Source organism: Actinospineispora acaciae DSM 45401 (assembly GCF_000620785.1).
Classification (GTDB): domain Bacteria; phylum Actinomycetota; class Actinomycetes; order Mycobacteriales; family Pseudonocardiaceae; genus Pseudonocardia; species Pseudonocardia acaciae.
In genome coordinates, this window is record NZ_JIAI01000023.1 from 12,946 (window position 1) to 30,470 (window position 17,525).

Annotated in this window: 18 protein-coding genes and 1 pseudogene; 10 read left to right on the forward strand and 9 right to left on the reverse strand. The window is 72.2% G+C overall.

The window, feature by feature from the left end; translation table 11 throughout:
* Positions 1-11: 11 nt before the first annotated feature.
* On the reverse strand, positions 12-692 hold the full coding sequence (locus N912_RS0144890; protein ID WP_028927598.1) for a GntR family transcriptional regulator: 681 nt from the start codon (positions 690-692) through the stop codon (positions 12-14).
* 32 nt (positions 693-724) lie between these two features.
* On the opposite strand from N912_RS0144890, the gene N912_RS0144895 reads away from it, so the two are divergent.
* Entirely contained in the window at positions 725-1,477 is a 753-nt protein-coding gene (locus tag N912_RS0144895; RefSeq protein ID WP_028927599.1) for a maleate cis-trans isomerase family protein, read from the forward strand.
* Here the strand turns inward: N912_RS0144895 and N912_RS0144900 are convergent.
* The 3 genes from N912_RS0144900 to N912_RS0144910 form a co-directional block, all read right to left on the reverse strand.
* Positions 1,441-2,139 (reverse strand): GntR family transcriptional regulator, encoded by a 699-nt coding sequence (locus N912_RS0144900; protein WP_156994393.1) that lies wholly within the window; start codon positions 2,137-2,139, stop codon positions 1,441-1,443. The genes N912_RS0144895 and N912_RS0144900 overlap by 37 nt on opposite strands.
* Positions 2,140-2,222: 83 nt before the next feature.
* Positions 2,223-3,056: a hypothetical protein gene (locus tag N912_RS0144905; RefSeq protein WP_028927601.1), complete on the reverse strand. Its 834-nt coding sequence runs from the start codon at positions 3,054-3,056 to the stop codon at positions 2,223-2,225.
* An 8-nt stretch (positions 3,057-3,064) separates the two neighbouring features.
* Positions 3,065-3,796, reverse strand: a complete 732-nt coding sequence (locus tag N912_RS0144910; protein WP_028927602.1) for a hypothetical protein — start codon at positions 3,794-3,796, stop codon at positions 3,065-3,067.
* A gap of 124 nt (positions 3,797-3,920) precedes the next feature.
* Here N912_RS0144910 and N912_RS58655 point away from each other — a divergent pair, with 124 nt between their 5' ends.
* The 3 genes and pseudogenes from N912_RS58655 to N912_RS66250 all read left to right on the forward strand — a co-directional run.
* The gene (locus N912_RS58655; protein ID WP_051581680.1) at positions 3,921-4,727 is read left to right on the forward strand and encodes a helix-turn-helix transcriptional regulator; all 807 of its coding nucleotides are present in this window, start codon (positions 3,921-3,923) and stop codon (positions 4,725-4,727) included.
* Positions 4,728-4,743: 16 nt separating this feature from the next.
* Positions 4,744-4,932 carry an FAD-dependent monooxygenase gene (locus N912_RS66245; protein WP_245645929.1) on the forward strand — a complete coding sequence of 63 codons (189 nt, stop codon included), beginning with the start codon at positions 4,744-4,746 and terminating at the stop codon, positions 4,930-4,932.
* Positions 4,933-4,970: 38 nt separating this feature from the next.
* Positions 4,971-5,312 (forward strand): annotated as a pseudogene (locus tag N912_RS66250) (FAD-dependent monooxygenase); the annotation flags it as partial.
* Between the two features lie 155 nt (positions 5,313-5,467).
* On the opposite strand, the gene N912_RS66255 reads toward N912_RS66250, so the two are convergent.
* Together N912_RS66255 and N912_RS58665 are read right to left on the reverse strand one after the other, a co-directional pair.
* On the reverse strand, positions 5,468-5,992 hold the full coding sequence (locus N912_RS66255; protein ID WP_084211933.1) for a DUF6328 family protein: 525 nt from the start codon (positions 5,990-5,992) through the stop codon (positions 5,468-5,470).
* Positions 5,993-6,078: 86 nt separating this feature from the next.
* A complete protein-coding gene (locus N912_RS58665; protein WP_037070021.1) occupies positions 6,079-6,723 on the reverse strand; it encodes a UdgX family uracil-DNA binding protein in 645 nt (214 codons plus the stop codon).
* 105 nt (positions 6,724-6,828) lie between these two features.
* Here N912_RS58665 and N912_RS61320 point away from each other — a divergent pair, with 105 nt between their 5' ends.
* A complete protein-coding gene (locus N912_RS61320; RefSeq protein ID WP_028927603.1) occupies positions 6,829-7,164 on the forward strand; it encodes a hypothetical protein in 336 nt (111 codons plus the stop codon).
* Positions 7,165-7,183: 19 nt separating this feature from the next.
* On the opposite strand, the gene N912_RS0144935 is transcribed toward N912_RS61320, so the two are convergent.
* Positions 7,184-7,543, reverse strand: a complete 360-nt coding sequence (locus tag N912_RS0144935; RefSeq protein ID WP_028927604.1) for a hypothetical protein — start codon at positions 7,541-7,543, stop codon at positions 7,184-7,186.
* 48 nt (positions 7,544-7,591) lie between these two features.
* Between N912_RS0144935 and N912_RS0144940 the strand changes: the two genes are divergently transcribed.
* A complete protein-coding gene (locus N912_RS0144940) occupies positions 7,592-8,800 on the forward strand; it encodes a DUF480 domain-containing protein (RefSeq protein WP_028927605.1) in 1,209 nt (402 codons plus the stop codon).
* On the opposite strand, the gene N912_RS58675 is transcribed toward N912_RS0144940, so the two are convergent.
* Entirely contained in the window at positions 8,773-9,465 is a 693-nt protein-coding gene (locus N912_RS58675) for a GntR family transcriptional regulator (RefSeq protein ID WP_051581682.1), read from the reverse strand. The genes N912_RS0144940 and N912_RS58675 overlap by 28 nt on opposite strands.
* A 38-nt stretch (positions 9,466-9,503) precedes the next feature.
* A complete protein-coding gene (locus N912_RS0144950) occupies positions 9,504-10,832 on the reverse strand; it encodes an aspartate aminotransferase family protein (RefSeq protein ID WP_028927606.1) in 1,329 nt (442 codons plus the stop codon).
* 277 nt (positions 10,833-11,109) lie between these two features.
* On the opposite strand from N912_RS0144950, the gene N912_RS0144955 reads away from it, so the two are divergent.
* From N912_RS0144955 to N912_RS58690, 4 genes are all read left to right on the forward strand, one after another.
* Positions 11,110-13,203, forward strand: coding sequence for a hydantoinase/oxoprolinase family protein (locus tag N912_RS0144955; protein WP_028927607.1), 2,094 nt, complete (start codon positions 11,110-11,112; stop codon positions 13,201-13,203).
* Positions 13,200-14,900 (forward strand): hydantoinase B/oxoprolinase family protein, encoded by a 1,701-nt coding sequence (locus N912_RS58680; protein ID WP_051581684.1) that lies wholly within the window; start codon positions 13,200-13,202, stop codon positions 14,898-14,900. Before N912_RS0144955 ends, N912_RS58680 begins: the two co-directional genes overlap by 4 nt.
* Positions 14,901-14,903: 3 nt before the next feature.
* The gene (locus tag N912_RS58685) at positions 14,904-16,088 is read left to right on the forward strand and encodes an NADH:flavin oxidoreductase/NADH oxidase (RefSeq protein WP_064745574.1); all 1,185 of its coding nucleotides are present in this window, start codon (positions 14,904-14,906) and stop codon (positions 16,086-16,088) included.
* Positions 16,089-16,149: 61 nt separating this feature from the next.
* The gene (locus N912_RS58690) at positions 16,150-17,505 is read left to right on the forward strand and encodes an MFS transporter (protein WP_084211935.1); all 1,356 of its coding nucleotides are present in this window, start codon (positions 16,150-16,152) and stop codon (positions 17,503-17,505) included.
* Positions 17,506-17,525: the final 20 nt, after the last annotated feature.

Consider the following 17,525-nt stretch of genomic DNA (forward strand, 5'->3'; position numbering starts at 1 on the left):
CCGGCCGGGGGTCAGTCCGCCTGCAGCTCCTCCTGCCGGAGCATCGCGTGCTGCGCCGTCCGAATGTGCACCTTCATGATCATCTCGGCGGTGTCGGCGTCGCGGCGGCGGAACGCCTCGAGCAGCTCGCGGTGGTGCTCGATGCTGCGCGCCAGGTCGCGCCCGGTGTACCGGAGGAACGTCCGCCGCACCAGCGGCAGCCCCAGCACCCCGGTCAGCAGGAACCGCAAGCTGTCGTTTCCGGTCGCGTCCAGGATGATCGAGTGGAACTCGTTGTTCAGCACCGCGGCCTGCTGGATCGAGCCCTGCCCGCCGACGGCGATCACCCGCTCGTACTCGGCCAGGTTCGCCGCCAGCTTGCGCAGGTCCTCCTCGCCGACCTTCCGCGCGGCGATCGACGCGACGTAGCCCTCCACGACGGCGCGCAGCCCGTAGATCTCCAGCACCTGCTCCCGGTTCCAGGCCACCACCTGGGCGCCCCGGTTGCGCTCCAGCCGCACCAGCCCTTCGGAGTTCAGCTTGCGCAGCGCCTCGCGCACGGGGGTGCGGCTGATGCCCAGCGACGCCGCGAGCGACTCCTCCCGCAGCCAGGCACCCGGCGCCAGCTCGCCGGACGCCATCCGGTCCGCGATCGCCACGTACGCCCGCTGGGCCGCCGACGACTCCGGCTGGAAGTCCGCCGCGTCCGTCACGACCTGAGCCTATCGACAACGAAGGAGACGCAATGCCCACCCACCGCATCGGGCTGATCGTGCCCAGCTCCAACACGACCATGGAGACCGAGGTCCCCGAGCTGCTGCGCCGGCACTCGGACGCCGCGTTCACCACCCACTCCAGCCGCGCCGTGCTGCACACCGTCGACCCCGAGTCGCTGCACCGCATGGTCGGCGAGGGTGACCGCTGCGCCGCCGAGCTCGCCGACGCCCGGGTGGCCGCGATCGGCTACGCCTGCCTGATCGCGCTGATGGCCGAGGGACCGAAGGCGCACGAACACATCGAACCCCGGCTACAAGAGGTGGCCGGCGGCACGCGGGTGACCAGCAGCGCCGGCGCGCTGGTGCGCACGCTGCTGGAGCTGGGCCTGCGGCGGGTGGCGATCGTGACCCCGTACCTGCCGGCGCTCACCGACCTCGTGGTGGGCTATCTGGCCGCCTACGACATCGAGGTGGTCGACTCGGTGAGCCTCGGCGTGCCGGACAACCACGAGGTGGGCTGCCTCGACCCCGTCGCGCTGCCCGGGCACGCGCGGCGGCTCGACCTGCGCCGCGCGGACGGGCTGGTGCTCTCCGCGTGCGTGCAGATGCCGTCGCTGCCCGCCGTCGACCTGGTCGAGCGCGAGGTCGGCATGCCCGTGGTCACGGCCGCCACCGCCACCACCCGTGAGCTGCTGCGCGCCGTCGGCCTGCCGCCCGTGGTGCCGGGCGCCGGCGCCGCGCTCGCTCAGCCGGCGGCCGCCCCGGTGGTGGCCTCCAGGTAGCGCAGCGAGCTCTCCAGGCTGGCCTCGAGGTGCTCGCGCAGCACCTCGGCGGTGCCGTCCGGGTCGCGCGCCCGGATCCGCCGCACCAGCCTGGCGTGCTCGCGCGCGGCCGCCGCCTGCCGCGTCGAGTTGGGCAGGCTGTTCATCACGTACCGCTCGCAGGTGTTCCACAGCATGCACAGGTGACGCCGCAACACCCCGTCCCCGGCGGCGCCGAACAGCGCGAAGTGGAACTCGCGGTGCGCGTGCAACATCTCCTCCGACACCTGCGGCACCCGGCGCTGCGACAGCTCCCGCATCCGCTCCAGCCAGTACGACATGGTGTCCACGATCGCCACGTCCCCGACAGCCGCGCGCCGGGCCGCTATCGGCTCGATGGCCTGCAGGATCGTGAACGAGTCGCGCAGGTCGTCGACGCTCAGCTCCCGCACCACCGTCCCCCTCCGGGGCAGGTTGTCCACCAGCGACTCGGCCTCGAGCTGGCGCACCGCCTCGCGCAGCGGCACCCGGCTGACCTTCAGCTCGTCGGCCAGCGCGTACACCGGCACCTTGCGGCCCGGTTGGAGCTCACCCAGGACTATCCGGTTCCGGAGCTGCTCGGCCACGAAGTCGGTAATGGTTCCAGGCGTCTCCGCCTTCCCCATCGCTGACGCCACCACCACCGCCACTCGTCGGCACCACGTGTACGCGAAAAGAATATAGGATTCCGTTCCGCCGTGATCTGCCAGGCGATCTACCGGGCGATCTACCAGCTGAGAACCGTGCGGATGAGGTCGACGTAGAAGTTGCCGTTGATCGCACGGAAGAGCTGGAACGGTTCTTCCGGGCTGCCGACGAAGGGCCGCAGCGTCCAGCTCAGTTGGGTCCCGACCAGCGCGAACACCAGGCCCCACACGCGCAGCAGCGGGGTGTTCGTCGGCTTGCGCTCCTCGGCGGCCTGGGCCTGGCCGTTCATGGTCGCGACCTCGCCAGGGCCGGCGTGCTCGTTCGTCCCCACCGGGTCGCCGGGCTGGTTCTCGGCGCCGACCCGTGCCGGTTGCCGAGCGGGGACGCCCGGGAGCGCCGGCGGGATCGGTGACCGCGAGGACAGCCGCTCCAGCTCCTTCGTCCCGGCCACCATGAACCTCAGGCCGACCAGCGCGCTGACCGCCAGGATGGCCACCGTGAGCAGCTTGTAGAACGAGTAGGACGGCGCGGTGATCAGGAAGAACAGGCTGATCGGGGTGAACGCCACGCACAGCGCGGAGGTGACCGTGACGGTCACCAGCACCAGCGCCAGCGCCTGGGACGGCGACAGCCGGGCGCCGAAGACGAGGTTGAACAGGTACAGCGTGGGCAGGCAGATCGCGATCGTGATCAGGAACAGCAGCGGCAGCTTGACCGCCGAGGAGATCGACTGCAACCCGCTGTGCGACGCGCCGAGCACCGCGCCGTAACAGGCCAGCGCGAGCACCGAGCTGGTGAGCATCTGGACGATCAGCGCGGGGAGGCCGCGCTGGTCGTGGATCTGCTGCCAGAGCCCGGCACGGTCTCGCAGAATCCGTTCGATGACCAGCAGGTCGCTCGCGAGCTTCCGCATCGAATCCCCTACTTGTTCGGTTCGTCGGGATGGATCGTGGGGCGCCGGACCAGCTCGGCGAGCTCGTCGACGACGGCCGTGGTGCCCGCATCGTCGGGTGCCAGCCGCGTCTTGGCGAGCAGGTCGTCGATCCGCCGCTCGTCGAGCCGGTCGGCAAGGCCGAACACCGCGGTGCGCAGCTCCAGCACCCGTTCGACCTGCTCGGTCAGGAGTTTCCGGACCGCCGGCGGGACTTCGGCGTTGTGGCGACAGGCCGCCTGGGCGGCGACGGCGACGCGCCATTCGGCGGCGTTCAGGCTGGCCTCGTCGCACGTGCCGGCCAGCCAGCCCTGCTGGTAGGGCACGGTGCCCCGGATGTCGGCGATCGCGCGCCGGGCCGCGTCGAGCCGCTCGCCGACCTCGGGCAGTGCCGACGCGGCGGCCAGCTCGTCCGCCGAGACGACCTGGTCGCCCCAGCGGGCGTGCGCCGCGCGGACCGACCGCTGGCGGATGACCGTTCGCGCGGTGGCGGCCACCGCGAACAGCGCGACCAGCAGCAGCCCGGCGCCGATGAGCTGGAAGGTCCCGGGGTCGATGTCCCTCGGGTGCGCGCCGCTGGCCAGCACCGTGCCGCCGGCGGTTCCGAGCAGCACGGTCAGCACGCCGCCCAGCAGGATCGGCAGCGAGCTGAGGTCGCCGGGCGACACCGCGAGCAGCTCGCGCACACCGTCCGGCACCGACGGCGCCACGACGGGCCGCATGGCGGGAGACGCATCTCCGCGGCCGCTGACGTCCACGTATGGGCTAACGAGCCGCCGCCACGCAGCGTTACAGATCGTTTGCGCTGAGTCTTTCGCCGGCGTGTCGCCGGTAATATCGCTACCGATGCAGGAAGACCGCCAGCCGCCCGTGACAGGGATGACGCCGCGGGGTGCGGGCTGGCTGCCGCGCGGGTATCACCTCGAAAGCCACTCCCACCCCGACGGACAGCTGGTGTACGCGGCGGCCGGGGCCTTCGCCACCACCACCGGGTACGGCACGTGGGTGGCGCCCGCCAACCGGGTCACCTGGACGCCGCCGGGTTTCGAGCACTCGCACCGCTTCTACGGCCGCACCGACGCCCGCATCCTCGCCGTCCCGTCCGACGAGTGCGGCGCACTGGTGGGGCATCCCTGCGTGTTCGCGGTGTCGCCGTTGCTGCGCGAGGGCATTCTCGCGCTGACCGGCCAGAAGGCGAGGTCCGCCGACGCCGAGCGGCGGTTGCGCGCGGTGGTGATCGACGAGCTCGGCGAGGTGCCCGAGCGGCCGCTGCATCTGCCCGAACCGGGCGACGACCGGCTGCGCGCCGTCACCGATCTCCTGCACGCCGATCCCGGCCGGAACACGACGCTGGCCGAGCTGGGGCGGGCCGCCGGGACCAGCGAACGCACCCTCAGCCGCCTGTTTCGGGCCAACCTGGGCATGAGCTTCCACCGCTGGCGCACCATCCTGCGCATCCACCACGCGCTGTTCCAGCTCACCGACGGCGGTTCCGTCACCGACACCGCGATCGCCTGCGGGTGGTCCAACCCGTCGACCTTCATCGAGGCGTTCACCGCCGTCGTCGGCCAGACCCCGGGCCGCTACCAGGCCGATCTTGGCGGGTTTCCGTTATCGACCGCCCGGTTACCGGTGGACAGCAATCGTCGGTGAGGGCGAAGGTGAGCCCATGACTCAGGCAGACGAGAACACCACGGTGGTCATCGTGGGCGCTGGTGTCGCCGGGCTCGCGCTCGGCACATTTCTCCTGCGCGGCGGAGTCCGCTGCGTCATCGTGGAAAAGCACGCCCGCGAGCATGTCGAGAACCGGCACGCCACCTCACCTGCCACACCCACGAGTTCGGGTACGCCTGGCTGACGGTCATGACCGACGTGCCGGCCGACCCGCCGGCCGTGATGGCGGTGCACTCGCGCGGCTTCGCCGCACGGATCACCCGGGGACCGCAGGCGAGCCGCGTCTACCTGCAGTGCCCGCTCACCGACACCGTCGACGACTGGCCCGACGACCGCATCTGGAGCGAGCTCGGCGCCCGGTTCCGCACACCGGTGCCGAGGGGACGGATCACCACCAAGCAGGTCGTGCCGCTGCGCGGTGTGGTGTTCAGCCCCATGAGCTACGGCAGGCTTCACCTCCTCGGCGACGCGGCGCACCTGATCTCCCCGATGAGCGCGGAGGGCATGAGCCTGGCGCTGCACGACGCCGAGGTGCTCGCCCGCGCTGTCGTCCATCAGGTCGAGGAGAACGACCCGAGCCTGCTGGCCGGCTACTCCGACACCTGCCTGGCCCACACCTGGCGGCGGCAGGCGGCGGCGGTCTGGCTGACCGACACGATGCACGACTCCGAAGACGCCTCCTACCGAGGGGAGTTCCGAGAACCTCGTCCGGCCGCGCATCAGCCCCGAGGGTGCCGCCGCGGGCGCAACAGGAAAGGCAACATGAACCACAGGCCGACGAAGCAGGCGGCCACCGCCACCGTCAGCGGCAGCCAGACGTCCTCGTCCACCACCACGGTGAGGACCAGCAGGAGCGCCCCCACCATGGTCAGGAGCAGCGCGACCAGCCCGGCCAGGGTGCAGCCGTGCACCAACCGCACCAGCTGCACCTTCCTCCCGTGCTGGAAGTGCAGCCGATGCGCGGCGACCGGGGCGATCAACAGCGCGACCGTCAGCGCCGAGCCGACCAGGGTCATCACATAGACGCCGAGTTGGAACTCGTTGAGCTCGTTGAACCTGGGCGCGAACGACAGACCCAACAGGAACGCAAACAGAATCTGCACCCCGGTCTGGGTCACCCGGAGCTCCTGGAGCAACTCGGCGAAGTTGCGGTCCGCCCGCTGGAGAGGCTCCTCCCCACGATGCTCGGCGTTCCACCCGTCGTCTTTGCGCCCGGCCTTGAGCGGCGCCGGCGAACTGTTCATCCCACGGCCCCTCTCAGAAAAGATTTGAACTCGAACGAGTTACCCCCGACCGGGCGGTGTAAACCCCAGCCGCGGCGCCCGGGCGATCAGGAGGGCGCGTGCCGGCGCAGCGCACCGGCGACCGACTCGAGGTCGGCGACCAGCGCATCGAACGCCTCGGACCTGCCGTCGCCCGGGGTGCGCAGCACCGAGGACGGGTGCACCGTCGGCACCAGCGGCAGGCCGTCCTCCCAGTCCAGCACCTCGCCCCGGTGCCTGGTCACCCGGAAGGACGCGCCGAGCAGCGCCCGCGCGGCGGTCGCCCCGAGGGTGACCAGCACGTTCGGGCGCACCAGCCGCAGCTCGGCGTCCAGCCATGGCCGGCAGGCCCTGATCTCGTCGACGCTCGGGCGCTGGTGGATGCGCCGCTTGCCGCGCTGTTCGAACTTGAAGTGCTTCACCGCGTTGGTCAGGTACACCTCGTCGCGCGGGATGCCCGCGTCGCGCAGCGCGCGGTCCAGCAGCTTGCCGGCCGGGCCGACGAACGGTTCGCCCGCCAGGTCCTCCCGGTCGCCCGGCTGCTCGCCCACGAACATCGCCGACGCGCCGGCCGGCCCGGCGCCGCACACGGTCCGCGTCGCGTCCCGGTACAGCCCGCACCGGGTGCAGTCCGCCGCCGCCGCACGCAGGCCGGCCAGGTCGTCGATGTCCGCCGGGTCCCGGTCTCGGCGGGGCTTGGACGTCGCTGCCACGTCGACGGTCCTACCCGTCGTCGCCCCCGGCAAACCACGCGCCGGTTTTGGCGCACCGCAAGCGGGTATGGCTCGGGCCAGTGCACCACGAGCTCTGGAGACGACATGAGCGAGCACGGTCGGGACGCCAAGCAGCCGTCACCGTTCACCAGGCCCGTCGAGGCGGCGGCCGGGTTGCTCGGCGGGATCGAGGGGTTCGTCGGCGCGGCATCGCCACGGACCCGACGGATGGCCGTCTACGCGGGTACCGGCCTGTTGGGGCTGGTCGGCGTCGTGGAGTGGCCGATCGCGGCCGCCGTGGCGGCGGTGGCCTGGCTCACCCAGGACCACGAGCCCCCTCGGGCCACCGAGGCGCCCGCTCCGGCGAAGAAGCCCGAGACCGCGCGGAGGGCCAAGAAACCGGCCTCAGCGGGCTCGACCGGAGGCCGGTCCTCTCGCTGACCGGCGCGCCGCGTCGTTGTCAGTCGGCCCGGCGCGGCGTGCGATAGCTGCTCGCCATCGACCCACCGGCCTCGTCGGCGCTCTGCCCCCGGGCCTCGGCCTCGGACCTGACCCGCTCGTCGAGGGCCGCGTCCCGGTCGTCGTCGGGCCGCTCCTCGGCCAGCCGCTCGTCCAGCGGCCGGTCCTCGGCCTGTTCACCGGCGGTCATGCCGTGCCTGTCGGCCGCCGCCCACCTCTCCGTCGGGTCCATACCGGACTCCAGCGGGTCGGCCGCCAGCCGGTCCTCGTCGAGGTCCTCCGCGCTGCTGAGCGCCGCGGGGTCGCGTTCGACCTGATCGGGCAGCTCGTTGTCCTCGGGAGGGATGCCACGTGCGTTCATGTCGGGCGGCTACCCCGTCCTCGGCGGGCGAAACGATACGCTGCCGGCGTGGCAGCATCGCGTCCGCGGTTGTCCGCCGTCGAGCAGCGAGTACTCGGTGCGCTGTTGGAGAAGCAGCGCACGGTCCCGGCGAGCTATCCGCTCACCCTCAACTCCCTGCGCACCGCGTGCAACCAGGCGAGCAGCCGGGATCCGATCACCGACTACGACGACCCGCTGCTGCAGGCGACGCTCAAGGAGCTCAGGGACCGCGAGCTGGTCAGGCCGGTGTGGACCGGCGCCGGATCGCGGGTCATGAAGTTCCACCAGCGGCTCGAGGAGCACCTCGGGGTCGGTGAGCCCGAGCTGGCGGTGCTGACCGTGCTGTTGCTGCGTGGGCCGCAGGCCCCCGGCGAGCTGCGGACCCGGACCGCGCGGCTGCATCCGTTCGACGACCGCGCCGAGGTGGAGGCCACCCTGCGGGGGCTCGCCGAGCTGTCCGAGCCCCTGGTCGTCGAGCTGGAACGCAGGCCGGGCCAGCAGGATCACCGGTGGGCTCATCTGCTCGGCCCGCCGCCGGAGGCGACACCCCCGCCCGCGCCGGTCGACCGGGACGTGGTCATCGCCGAGGGCACCGACGCCCGCGACGCCCGGGTGCTCGCCGGGTACGACGCCGCCGCGGCCGGCTACGCGCGGGAGTTCTCGGGCGAGCTGGCGCACAAGCCGTTCGACGGCTGGCTGCTCGACCGCGTCGCCGGCGAGGCGGACGGCGGACCGGTCGCGGACGTCGGCACCGGGCCGGGGCACGTCGCCGCCCGGCTCGCGGCGTCCGGGGCATCGGTGGTCGGCGTCGACCTGTCCCCCGCGATGATCGACGAGGCCAGGAACCTGTTCCCGGACGTGGAGTTCGAGGTGGGTGACCTGACGAAGCTGCTGCGCCCGCGCGCCGCGGCGGGATGGTCGGCCATCACCGCGTGGTACGCGTTCGTGCACCTGGCCGCCTCCGAGCTTCCGGCCGTGATCGCCGGGCTGGCCCGGGTGCTGGTCCCCGGCGGGCGGTTGGCGTTCGCCCTGCACGCCGGCGAGGAGGTGCGCCACGTCGACGAGCTCGCCGGCACCCCCGTCGACCTGGACTTCGTGCTGCACAACCCGTCCGACGTGGTCGACGCCGTCACCGCCGCCGGGCTGGTGGACGTCGAGTGGTACCTGCGTTCCCCGCTCCCCGACGTCGAGGTCGCCACCGACCGCCTCTACGTCGTGGCGCGCCGCCCGCTCTGATCGGCACAGTTCCGGTCGAGCAGTTCCTGGTGGACGGCGTTGAACGTCCGGGTGAGGTCCGTCCCGATGATCGCCTTCGCCAGGTCGCCGTCGCGCTCCTCGATGGCGAGGAGCAGGCCGCGATGGCGCCGGACGGTGTCCTTCATGTCCACGCTCGGGAGGTTGTACCCGATCCTGATGTAGCGTTCCGCCGCCGCGCGCAGGCTGGCGATCCGTTCCCACAGGCTGGTTCGTTGCGAGGCGAGGTAGTGGACCTTGTGGAAGGCGCGGTCGGCCTGCACGAAACGGTCGGTGTCACCGCTGCTGGCGGCGGACTCCAGCTCCTTGAAGAACCTGCGCGCCTCCATGATGCCGTCGTCGTCGATGAGCTCGGCGCCGAGCTTCGCCGCAAGCTGTTCGAGGCCGATCCGCATCAGGAAGATCTCCTCGTACTCCCCGGCGGAGAGGTCGGCGACGAAGGCGCCCCGGTACGCGCTGATCTTGACGAGGCCCTCGCTGGCCAGCAGCTGCAGCGCCTCCCTGGCCGGGGTCTGGCTCACCCCCAGCTCGACCGCGAGGTCGGCGGCGTTGAGCTTGTGGCCCGGCGCGAACGTCCCGTCCAGGATCAGCGCGCGCACCCGGGCCGCCGCGACGTCCCGCGCGGTCTGCCTGACCTGGTCGGTCATCGGGGTGTCCTGGTGGCTGGCACGGTCGAACGGTACCCTCAGAGGAGATCCCGAGCGCGGATGAGCGCGGCGCGGATGATCTCGACCGCCTCGTCCAGGTCGTCCTCGCCGATGACCAGCGGCGGGGCGAACTGGATGACCGGCGCGCCTCGGTGCATGGCCCGGCAGATGATCCCGCCGTCGAACAGCGCGCCGGGGAGGAACTCGACCAGGCGCCTGGTCTGCTCCTCGGTGAAGGGCTGGTTCGTCCGGTCGTCCGCGACCAGCTCGATGGCCTGGAACATCGCCTGCCCGCGCACGTCGCCGACGATGCCCAGCTCGGTGAGCGTCTCCAGCCCGGCGCGGAAGTGCTCGCCGACGCGGCGGGCGCGCTCGACGAGGTCCTCCCGTTCCAGGATGGCGATGTTCGCCATCGCCGCCGCCGCGCTCACCGGGTGGCCGCCGAAGGTCAGGCCGTGGTTGAAGTACACGTCGGGCGCGGCGAAGGCGCTGGTCACCGTGTTCCGCGCGATCAAGGCCCCCATCGGGGCGTATGCGGAGGTCAGGCCCTTCGCGGTGGTGATGATGTCCGGTTCGCACCCGACGGCCCGGGAGCCGAACCAGGCGCCGGTGCGCCCCCACGAGCAGATCGTCTCGTCGGAGATCAGCAGCACGTCGTAGCGGTCGGCGATCTCGCGCAGGCGGCGAAAGTAGCCGGGGTCGGAGACCAGGCAGCCGCCCGAGTTCTGCACCGGCTCCACGATGATCGCGGCGACCGAGTCGGGGCCCTCGGCCTCGATGATGTCGGCGACGGCAGCCGCGGCCTCGGCGGCGTGCTCGCGGGCGGGCAGCGAGGCCCGGAAGGACTTGACCCTGGGGATGCTGACCGACCCGGGCACGAGCGGCGCGAACGGCTCCTTCAGCGACGGGATGCCGGTCACCGACAGCGCGCCCAGGGTCGTCCCGTGGTAGGCGCCCTCCTTCGAGAGGATCTTGTACTTGGTGTCCTTGCCGCGCAGCCGGTGGTACTGCCGGGACAGCTTCCAGGCGGCGTCCACCGAGTCCGCGCCGCCGCTGGTGAAGAACACCCGCTCGAACCCGCCGGGCGCCAGCGAGACGATCCGCTCGGCCAGCTCCGCCACCACCGGCGTGGTGGTGGCACCCCAGGTCGGGTAGAAGGCGAGCTCGGCGGCCTGCCGCGCCATGGCCCGGCCGATCTCGGCGCGGCCGTGGCCGGCGTTCACGCAGTACAGCGCGGAGAGCAGGTCGATGAACCGGCGCCCCTGGTCGTCGGTGAGATGTGCGCCTTCGCCCCTGACCATCGTCCGCATGCCCTTGGTGGCGCTCAGCGGCCCGAAGTGGGGCCAGACGTTGTGGGCGTCCCGCATCGGAACCTCCAGAGAGAGCGGCGGGGACTCGACGGCTGAAATTATAAAATAATCCCGCACCTCTTGCCACCGGCCTGACGAGATGAGATGGTCGGGACGTCGGCGTCCCGGTCCCGGATCGGGCGACGAACTTCGGGTAACTGAGTGTTAGTGCTGCTCAGACGAGTGTCTTGTGGACGGTGGTCGGCTGGTTGCAGCCGGCGGTCCGGCGAGGCCGGAGTGGTCATGGCCGGCAAGGATCAACATAGAAATTATAGTTTCTGCCGAAAGGTGGATCATGACCGCATCACTCGAGCGCCCGTATCGGGTGGGCGTCGACATCGGCGGCACGTTCGTCGATGTGGTCCTCCTCGACACCAGGAACGGGCGGCTCACCTCGGCCAAGCGGCTGTCCAACCCGACGGACCCGGCGAGCAGCGCGCTCGCCGGAATCGACGACGTGCTGGACCGCGCCTCGGGGTCGCTGGCGGACGTGCGCCAGGTCGTCCACGCGACGACCATCGGCCCGAACACGATCATTCAGCGCACCGGGGCCAGGGCCGCCTTCCTGGTCACCGAGGGCTTCGGTGACCTGCTGCAGATGCAGCGCCAGCTCCGGCACAACCCGTACGACCTCTCGTACCGCCGCTACGAGCCGCTGGTGCCGAGGGAGCGGGTCTTCCAGGTGCCGCAGCGGACCCGCGCCGACGGCTCGGTGCACCGGCCGCTCGACGAGGCGGCCGTGCGGGAGATCGCGGTCCGGCTCCGGGAGCTCGAGGTGTCGGCGGTGGCCGTCTGCCTGCTGCACAGCTACGCCGACCCGGCCGACGAGCGGCGGATCCGGGAGATCCTCGGCGCCGAGCTGCCCGAGGTGTCGGTGTCGCTGTCCTGCGAGGTCGCGCCGCTGCCGAGGGAGTACGAGCGGGCCAGCACGACGGTGGCCAACGCCTACATCGAGGGCGCCTACCGGCGGTACCTGACGCGCATGGAGCGGGCGATGCGCGGCGGCGGGTTCGCCGGCGGCTTCTACCTCATGCAGGCCAACGGCGGGCTGGCCACGGTGGCGCAGGTCAAGGCGGTCCCGATCCCGGCGCTGGAGTCCGGGCCCACCGCCGGCGCGATCATGGCCGCCGCGCACGGCATGCGGGCCGGGGAGCGCAACGTCCTCTGCTTCGACATGGGCGGCACCACGGCCAAGGCCGCCGCCTGCGTCGACGGCGAGATCGCGGTGGCCAACCAGTTCGAGGTGGACCGGACGCTGATGCGGCCGGGGACCGGGATCCCGGTGCTGATCCCCAGCCTCGACCTGGTCGAGATCGGCGCCGGGGGCGGCTCGATCGCGCGGGCGAACCTCGGGATCGTCACGGTCGGGCCGAGGAGCGCGGGGGCGCGGCCGGGCCCGGCCTGCTACGGCAACGGCGGCGAGCACGCCACGGTGACCGACGCCAACCTGGTCCTCGGCTACCTGAACCCGGACTTCTTCAACGGTGGCCAGCTGGGCCTCGACCCGGCCGCCGCCCAGCAGACGGTCAAGGCGCAGGTGGGAAGCCCGCTCGGGCTCGACACCGTGGAGGCCGCCTGGGGGGTGCACGATGCCGTCACCGCGAACATGGCCAACGCGATCCGCGCGGTCTCGCTGGAGCGCGGCCACGACCCGAGGGGCTTCGCGCTGGTCCCCTCCGGGGGCGGCGGGCCGCTGCACGCCTCCCGGATCGCGCGCGCCCTGGGCATCCCGAAGATCGTTGTCCCGGCGGCCGCCGGGGTGCTCTCGGCGGTCGGGCTGCTCGCCGCCGACCCGCGCTTCGACCTGGCCCGCGCCGCCTACCGGCCACTGACCGCGCCGGCGCTGGCCGAGGTCGACGAGATCGTCGCGGAGCTGCGGGCCGAGGCCGACGCGCGGCTGGACGCCAGCGGGCTGCCCGGCCACCGGACCTACCAGCGCGCCCTGGAGATGCGCTACGCCGGCCAGGGCCACGAGATCACGGTGCCGGTCCCGGACGGGGCGGGCGCCGTGGCCTCGGTGCTCGCCGCCTTCGAGGCCCGGTACGAACGGCTGTACGGGTTCGCCGAGTCCCAGGCGCCGGTGGAGATCACCTCGGTCCGGCTGACCGCCCAGATCCCCGGGTCGGAGGTCCGGACCGGTGTGGCCGACGGTGTGGCGGCCGCCGAGACCGTCCGGCCGCACGCGCGGCGCCCCGCGTACTTCCCGGAGGCCGGTGGGCTCGTCGAGGTGCCGGTGTACCGGCGCGCCGAGCTGCGCGAGGGCGCCACCTTCGCCGGGCCGGCGATCGTCGAGGAGGAGGCGTCCACCTCGCTGCTGCTGCCCGGCGACCGAGCCGTCGTCGACCGGCGGTCGAACCTGGTCATCGAGGTCAACGGAGCGAGCCGATGAGCGAGACACCCGGCCTGGACCCGCTGGCCCTGGGCGCGCTGTGGCGCGGCCTGGCGGCGGCGGCGAACGAGGGCGGCCTGATCCTGCAGCGCACCGCCTACTCCCCCGCCGTCCGCGAGGGCAGGGACTTCTCGGTGGCCGTGTTCGACGCCCGGCGCCGGATGATCGCGCAGGGCGACTTCAGCCCCGGGCACCTCGGCTCGATGCCGGGGATGGTCGAGCGGATCCTGGAGTACTACCCCGAGGAGGACATGCGCCCCGGGGACGTGTACGCCTTCAACGACCCGTGGATGGGTTCCGGGCACCTGCCGGACTGGATGGTGGCGGCCCCGTTCTTCCACGAGGGACGGATCGCCGGGTACGCCGCGAGCTGCGTGCACATGATCGACGTGGGCGGCGCGTCCCCCGGCTCCCAGCAGGTGGTGGGGATCTCGGAGAACTACCAGGAGGGCATCCGGCTGCTGCCGACCAGGTTGTGGCGCGCCGGCGAGCCCAACGCCGAGGTGCTGCGCATGCTCGAGCCGAACGTGCGGGTACCGGACACGCTGCTCGGCGACCTGCGGGCGAACCGGAACTGCGGGCGCATCCTGGCCCGGCGGGTGGAGGAGCTGCTGCGCCGGTTCGGCCGGGACGGGTTCGACGCGGGCTGCGACGCGCTGCTCGACCACAGCGAGCGGGCGCTGCGCGCCGCGATCGGCGAGATGCCCGACGGGACCTACCGCGCCGCCGACCACCTGGACGACTGCGGCCCGGACACGGACCCGATCAGGATCGAGGTCGCGGTCACCATCGACGGCGAAGGCCTGACCATCGACTTCACCGGGTCGGACCCGCAGACCAGCTCGGGCCTGAACGCGGTGGAGAACTACACCCGCGCCTACTGCTACTTCACCCTCAAGGCGATCACCCACGACCACCAGATCCCGCAGAACGCCGGCTCGCTGCGGCCGCTGCGGTGGATCGCGCCGGAGGGCACGATCGTGCACGCCAGCCGCCCGGCCGGCAACGGCGGACGGGCGATCATGCAGCAGCGGATCGTCGACGTGCTGATGCAGGCCTTCGCGCAGGCGGTCCCGGACCAGGTGGTCGCGCCGTCCAGCCACTGGGCGAACCCGATCATCAGCGGCATCGACCCGGACACCGGCCGGCGGTTCGTGTTCTACGACGTGGTCGTCGGCGGTTTCGGCGGGCGCGCGGGCAGCGACGGCACCGAGGCGATGTCGGCCTCGTTCAACATCGACACCATCCCCACGGAGATCAACGAGCATTCCTACCCGGTGCTGGTGGAGCGCTACCACATGCTGCCGGACACGGCCGGCGCCGGTCGCTGGCGCGGTGGGCACGGCGTGCGCAAGGACGTCCGGGTCTACGGCGAGGACCTGCGGCTGTCCAACCTCGCGGAGCGGCAGCGGATCGCCCCGCCCGGCGTCCTCGGCGGCGGGCCCGGCGCGGTCGGCGAGACCGTCGTCTTCCCGGCCTCGGGGGAACGGCGGACTGTCCAGTCCAAGGGCACCTACCCGCTGCGGTCCGGCGACCTGGTCTCGCACCGGGTGTCCGGGGGCGCTGGCTACGGGGACCCTGGCCAGCGCGACCCCGAGGCCGTGCGGCGCGACCTGCGGCTGAAGCTGCTCTCCCCGGAGAAGGCACGCCTGGCCTATCCCGGGGTCGAGCTCCCGACCGGCCCGGAGCAGGGGTGAGCCGTGCGCCTGTTCTCCTCGTTCGCCTGTCGGGACGTCCGCGCCCGCAACCGCATCGTGGCCTCCCCGATGTGCCAGTACGGCTCGGTCGACGGCCGCCTGACCGACTGGCACCTGGCGCACCTGGGCAGGCTCGGCATCGGGGGCGCCGGGATCGTCTTCGTCGAGGAGACCGCCGTGGCGGCCACCGGGCGCAAGACCCATGCCTGCGCCGGCCTGTGGGACGACGACCAGGTGCCCTCGTTCCGCCGGGTGGCCGCCCTGCTGGACGGCGTGGGAGCGGTGCCCGCGATCCAGCTCGGACACGCCGGGCGGCGGGCGTCGACCCACGAGGCCCGGCGCGACTGGGCGCCGCTGCGGGACTCCGACCGGGCGGCCGGGCTGCCGCCGTGGCGGGCGGTCGGGCCGAGCCCGGTGCCGGTCGACCCGGGCTGGCCGGTCCCGGCGGCCCTCACCCCGGCGGGCATCGATGACCTGGTCCGGGCCTGGGCCGCCGCCGCGAGCAGGGCCGTCGCCGCCGGCTTTCGCATCGTGGAGATCCACGGCGCGCACGGGTACCTGCTGCATCAGTTCCTGTCCCCGGTGACCAACCGGCGCACGGACGGGTACGGCGGGTCACGGCCGGCCCGGATGCGGCTGGCGGTCGAGGTGACCGAGGCGGTGCGGGCCGCCCTGCCGGCGGGCGTGCCGCTGTTCTTCCGGGTGTCCTGCGTCGACGGGCGCGGCGGTGCGTGGTCGCTGGAGGACACCGTCGAGCTGGCGCGGGTGCTGCGCTCGCGCGGGGTGGACGTGGTGGACTGCTCGTCCGGCGGCATCGCAGGGGACTCCGCGATGCCGCTGCTCCGGCGGGTGCCCGGCTACCAGGTCGAGTTCGCCCACGCGGTCCGCCGGCGGGCCGGGGTGGCGACCATGGCGGTCGGGCTGATCACCGAGCCGAGGCAGGCGCAGGCCGTCCTGGACTCCGGCGCCTGCGACCTGGTCGGGCTCGCCAGGGAGCTGCTCGTTCGCGGCGACTGGCCGCACGCGGCCGCCGTCGAGCTCGGCGAGCCCGCCCCGTACGACCTGCTGCCTCCGGCGTACGCGTTCCGGCTGCGCCGCCGCGACACGGTCGCACGCATGCCGCTCAACGATCCCGAAGCGGCCGGGGATCCGACCGAGGACGAGCTCCGCGTTCTCGACAGCACCTGAAGGGGGCCACAACGAGACGCACGTCGACACCGACGTCGATGCACCCGCTCCTGGAGGACCAATGGCATCCCATCCGCAACGGCTGCGCGCCCCGCAAGAGCCCACCGCCATGAAGCCCGAGGCCAAGCGCGCGGCACGGGCCGCGTTCGTCGGCCTTTTCGTCGACTTCTTCGACATCTATCTTCCGATCGTCGCGCTGGCCCCGGCGATGGCGCACTTCCAGCCGGCGACGATCTCCAAAACGGCGGCCACCACCATCTTCTACCTGACCTTCGCGGTCACCCTGGTGGCCCGGCCGATCGGCTCGACCATCTTCGGGTACGTCGGGGACAAGTACGGGCGCCGGCGGACCACCCTGGTCGCGGTGGCCGGGTTCACCGTCGCCACCTTCGCCGTCGCGGTGCTGCCCAGCCATGCGCAGGTCGGGTACCTCAGCGTGGCCCTGCTCATCGCGTGCCGCTTCATCGGCGGAATCTTCATGGGCGGCGAATACACGGGCGCAAACTCGCTGGCGCTGGAATCGGTGCCCACCGCCAAACGGGGCATCGTCGGCGGCGTGATCGGCTCGGCCTACCCGTGGGGATATGTGGCGATCTCCGCCGTCACGCTCTTCCTGTTGTCGTTCCTGCCGGCGGCGGGCCCCGGCTCGCCGTATGTCGAATGGGGATGGCGCATTCCCTTCGTCGTCGGCGGCATCCTCGGTGTGGTGCTGTTCGGCTACTTCCGGCGGACCTCCGAGTCCGAGGCGTGGCTCAGCCAGGCCGACACCGTTTCCGAGCGGACGCCGTTCCGCGACCTGTTCTCCGGAACCAACCGCCGGGTACTGGTCGAGGTCTTCACGCTGATGAGCGGGCTCTGGCTGATCACGCAGGCGACCGTGTCCACGATCCCCGGCCTGCTGGTGTCCTACTTCGACCGGGACAGTTCGACGGTGACCGCCGGGATGCTGGTCGCCTACGTGGTGATGGCGATCGGCTACCTCGTGGTCGCGGTCATAGGCCAGCGGATCGGCCGCAGGAGGACCCTGGTCGGGCTGGGCCTGGTGATCGCGGTCGTGACCAGCCTGGCGTTCTTCGCGATGGTGCGCACGCTGGAGGCCCGGGGTTCGTCGGTCCAGGTCTTCGCGTTCGTGACCATCGCCATCGTGGTGGGCATCTGCCCGTTCGGCCTGGCGCACACCTACGTCATCGAACGGTTCCCGACCTCCGTGCGCGCGTCCGGCTACGGCATCGGCTACAGCACCGCAGTGATCATCCCGTCGTTCTACAGCCTGTTCATGCTCGGGCTCGGAAAGATCATGCCGTACGCCTACACGCCCATCGTGCTCATCATGGCCGGCAGCGCGCTCACAGTGGCCGCCGCAACCATGGGCCGCGACCACGACCAACTCGACATCGCCGAGGTCGGCGCACCCTGAGGCGTGTCGGCGCCAGAAGT

Excerpts from the sequence above, each read along its gene's own strand:
- N912_RS0144895 (WP_028927599.1), top strand. The coding sequence starts at position 725 with ATGCCCACCCACCGCATCGGGCTGATCGTGCCCAGCTCCAACACGACC.
- N912_RS0144905 (WP_028927601.1), bottom strand. The coding sequence starts at position 3,056 with ATGCGGAAGCTCGCGAGCGACCTGCTGGTCATCGAACGGATTCTGCGA.
- N912_RS0144910 (WP_028927602.1), bottom strand. The coding sequence starts at position 3,796 with ATGCGGCCCGTCGTGGCGCCGTCGGTGCCGGACGGTGTGCGCGAGCTG.
- N912_RS58655 (WP_051581680.1), top strand. The coding sequence starts at position 3,921 with ATGCAGGAAGACCGCCAGCCGCCCGTGACAGGGATGACGCCGCGGGGT.
- N912_RS66245 (WP_245645929.1), top strand. The coding sequence starts at position 4,744 with ATGACTCAGGCAGACGAGAACACCACGGTGGTCATCGTGGGCGCTGGT.
- N912_RS66255 (WP_084211933.1), bottom strand. The coding sequence starts at position 5,992 with ATGAACAGTTCGCCGGCGCCGCTCAAGGCCGGGCGCAAAGACGACGGG.
- N912_RS61320 (WP_028927603.1), top strand. The coding sequence starts at position 6,829 with ATGAGCGAGCACGGTCGGGACGCCAAGCAGCCGTCACCGTTCACCAGG.
- N912_RS0144935 (WP_028927604.1), bottom strand. The coding sequence starts at position 7,543 with ATGAACGCACGTGGCATCCCTCCCGAGGACAACGAGCTGCCCGATCAG.
- N912_RS58675 (WP_051581682.1), bottom strand. The coding sequence starts at position 9,465 with ATGACCGACCAGGTCAGGCAGACCGCGCGGGACGTCGCGGCGGCCCGG.
- N912_RS0144950 (WP_028927606.1), bottom strand. The coding sequence starts at position 10,832 with ATGCGGGACGCCCACAACGTCTGGCCCCACTTCGGGCCGCTGAGCGCC.
- N912_RS0144955 (WP_028927607.1), top strand. The coding sequence starts at position 11,110 with ATGACCGCATCACTCGAGCGCCCGTATCGGGTGGGCGTCGACATCGGC.
- N912_RS58680 (WP_051581684.1), top strand. The coding sequence starts at position 13,200 with ATGAGCGAGACACCCGGCCTGGACCCGCTGGCCCTGGGCGCGCTGTGG.
- N912_RS58690 (WP_084211935.1), top strand. The coding sequence starts at position 16,150 with ATGGCATCCCATCCGCAACGGCTGCGCGCCCCGCAAGAGCCCACCGCC.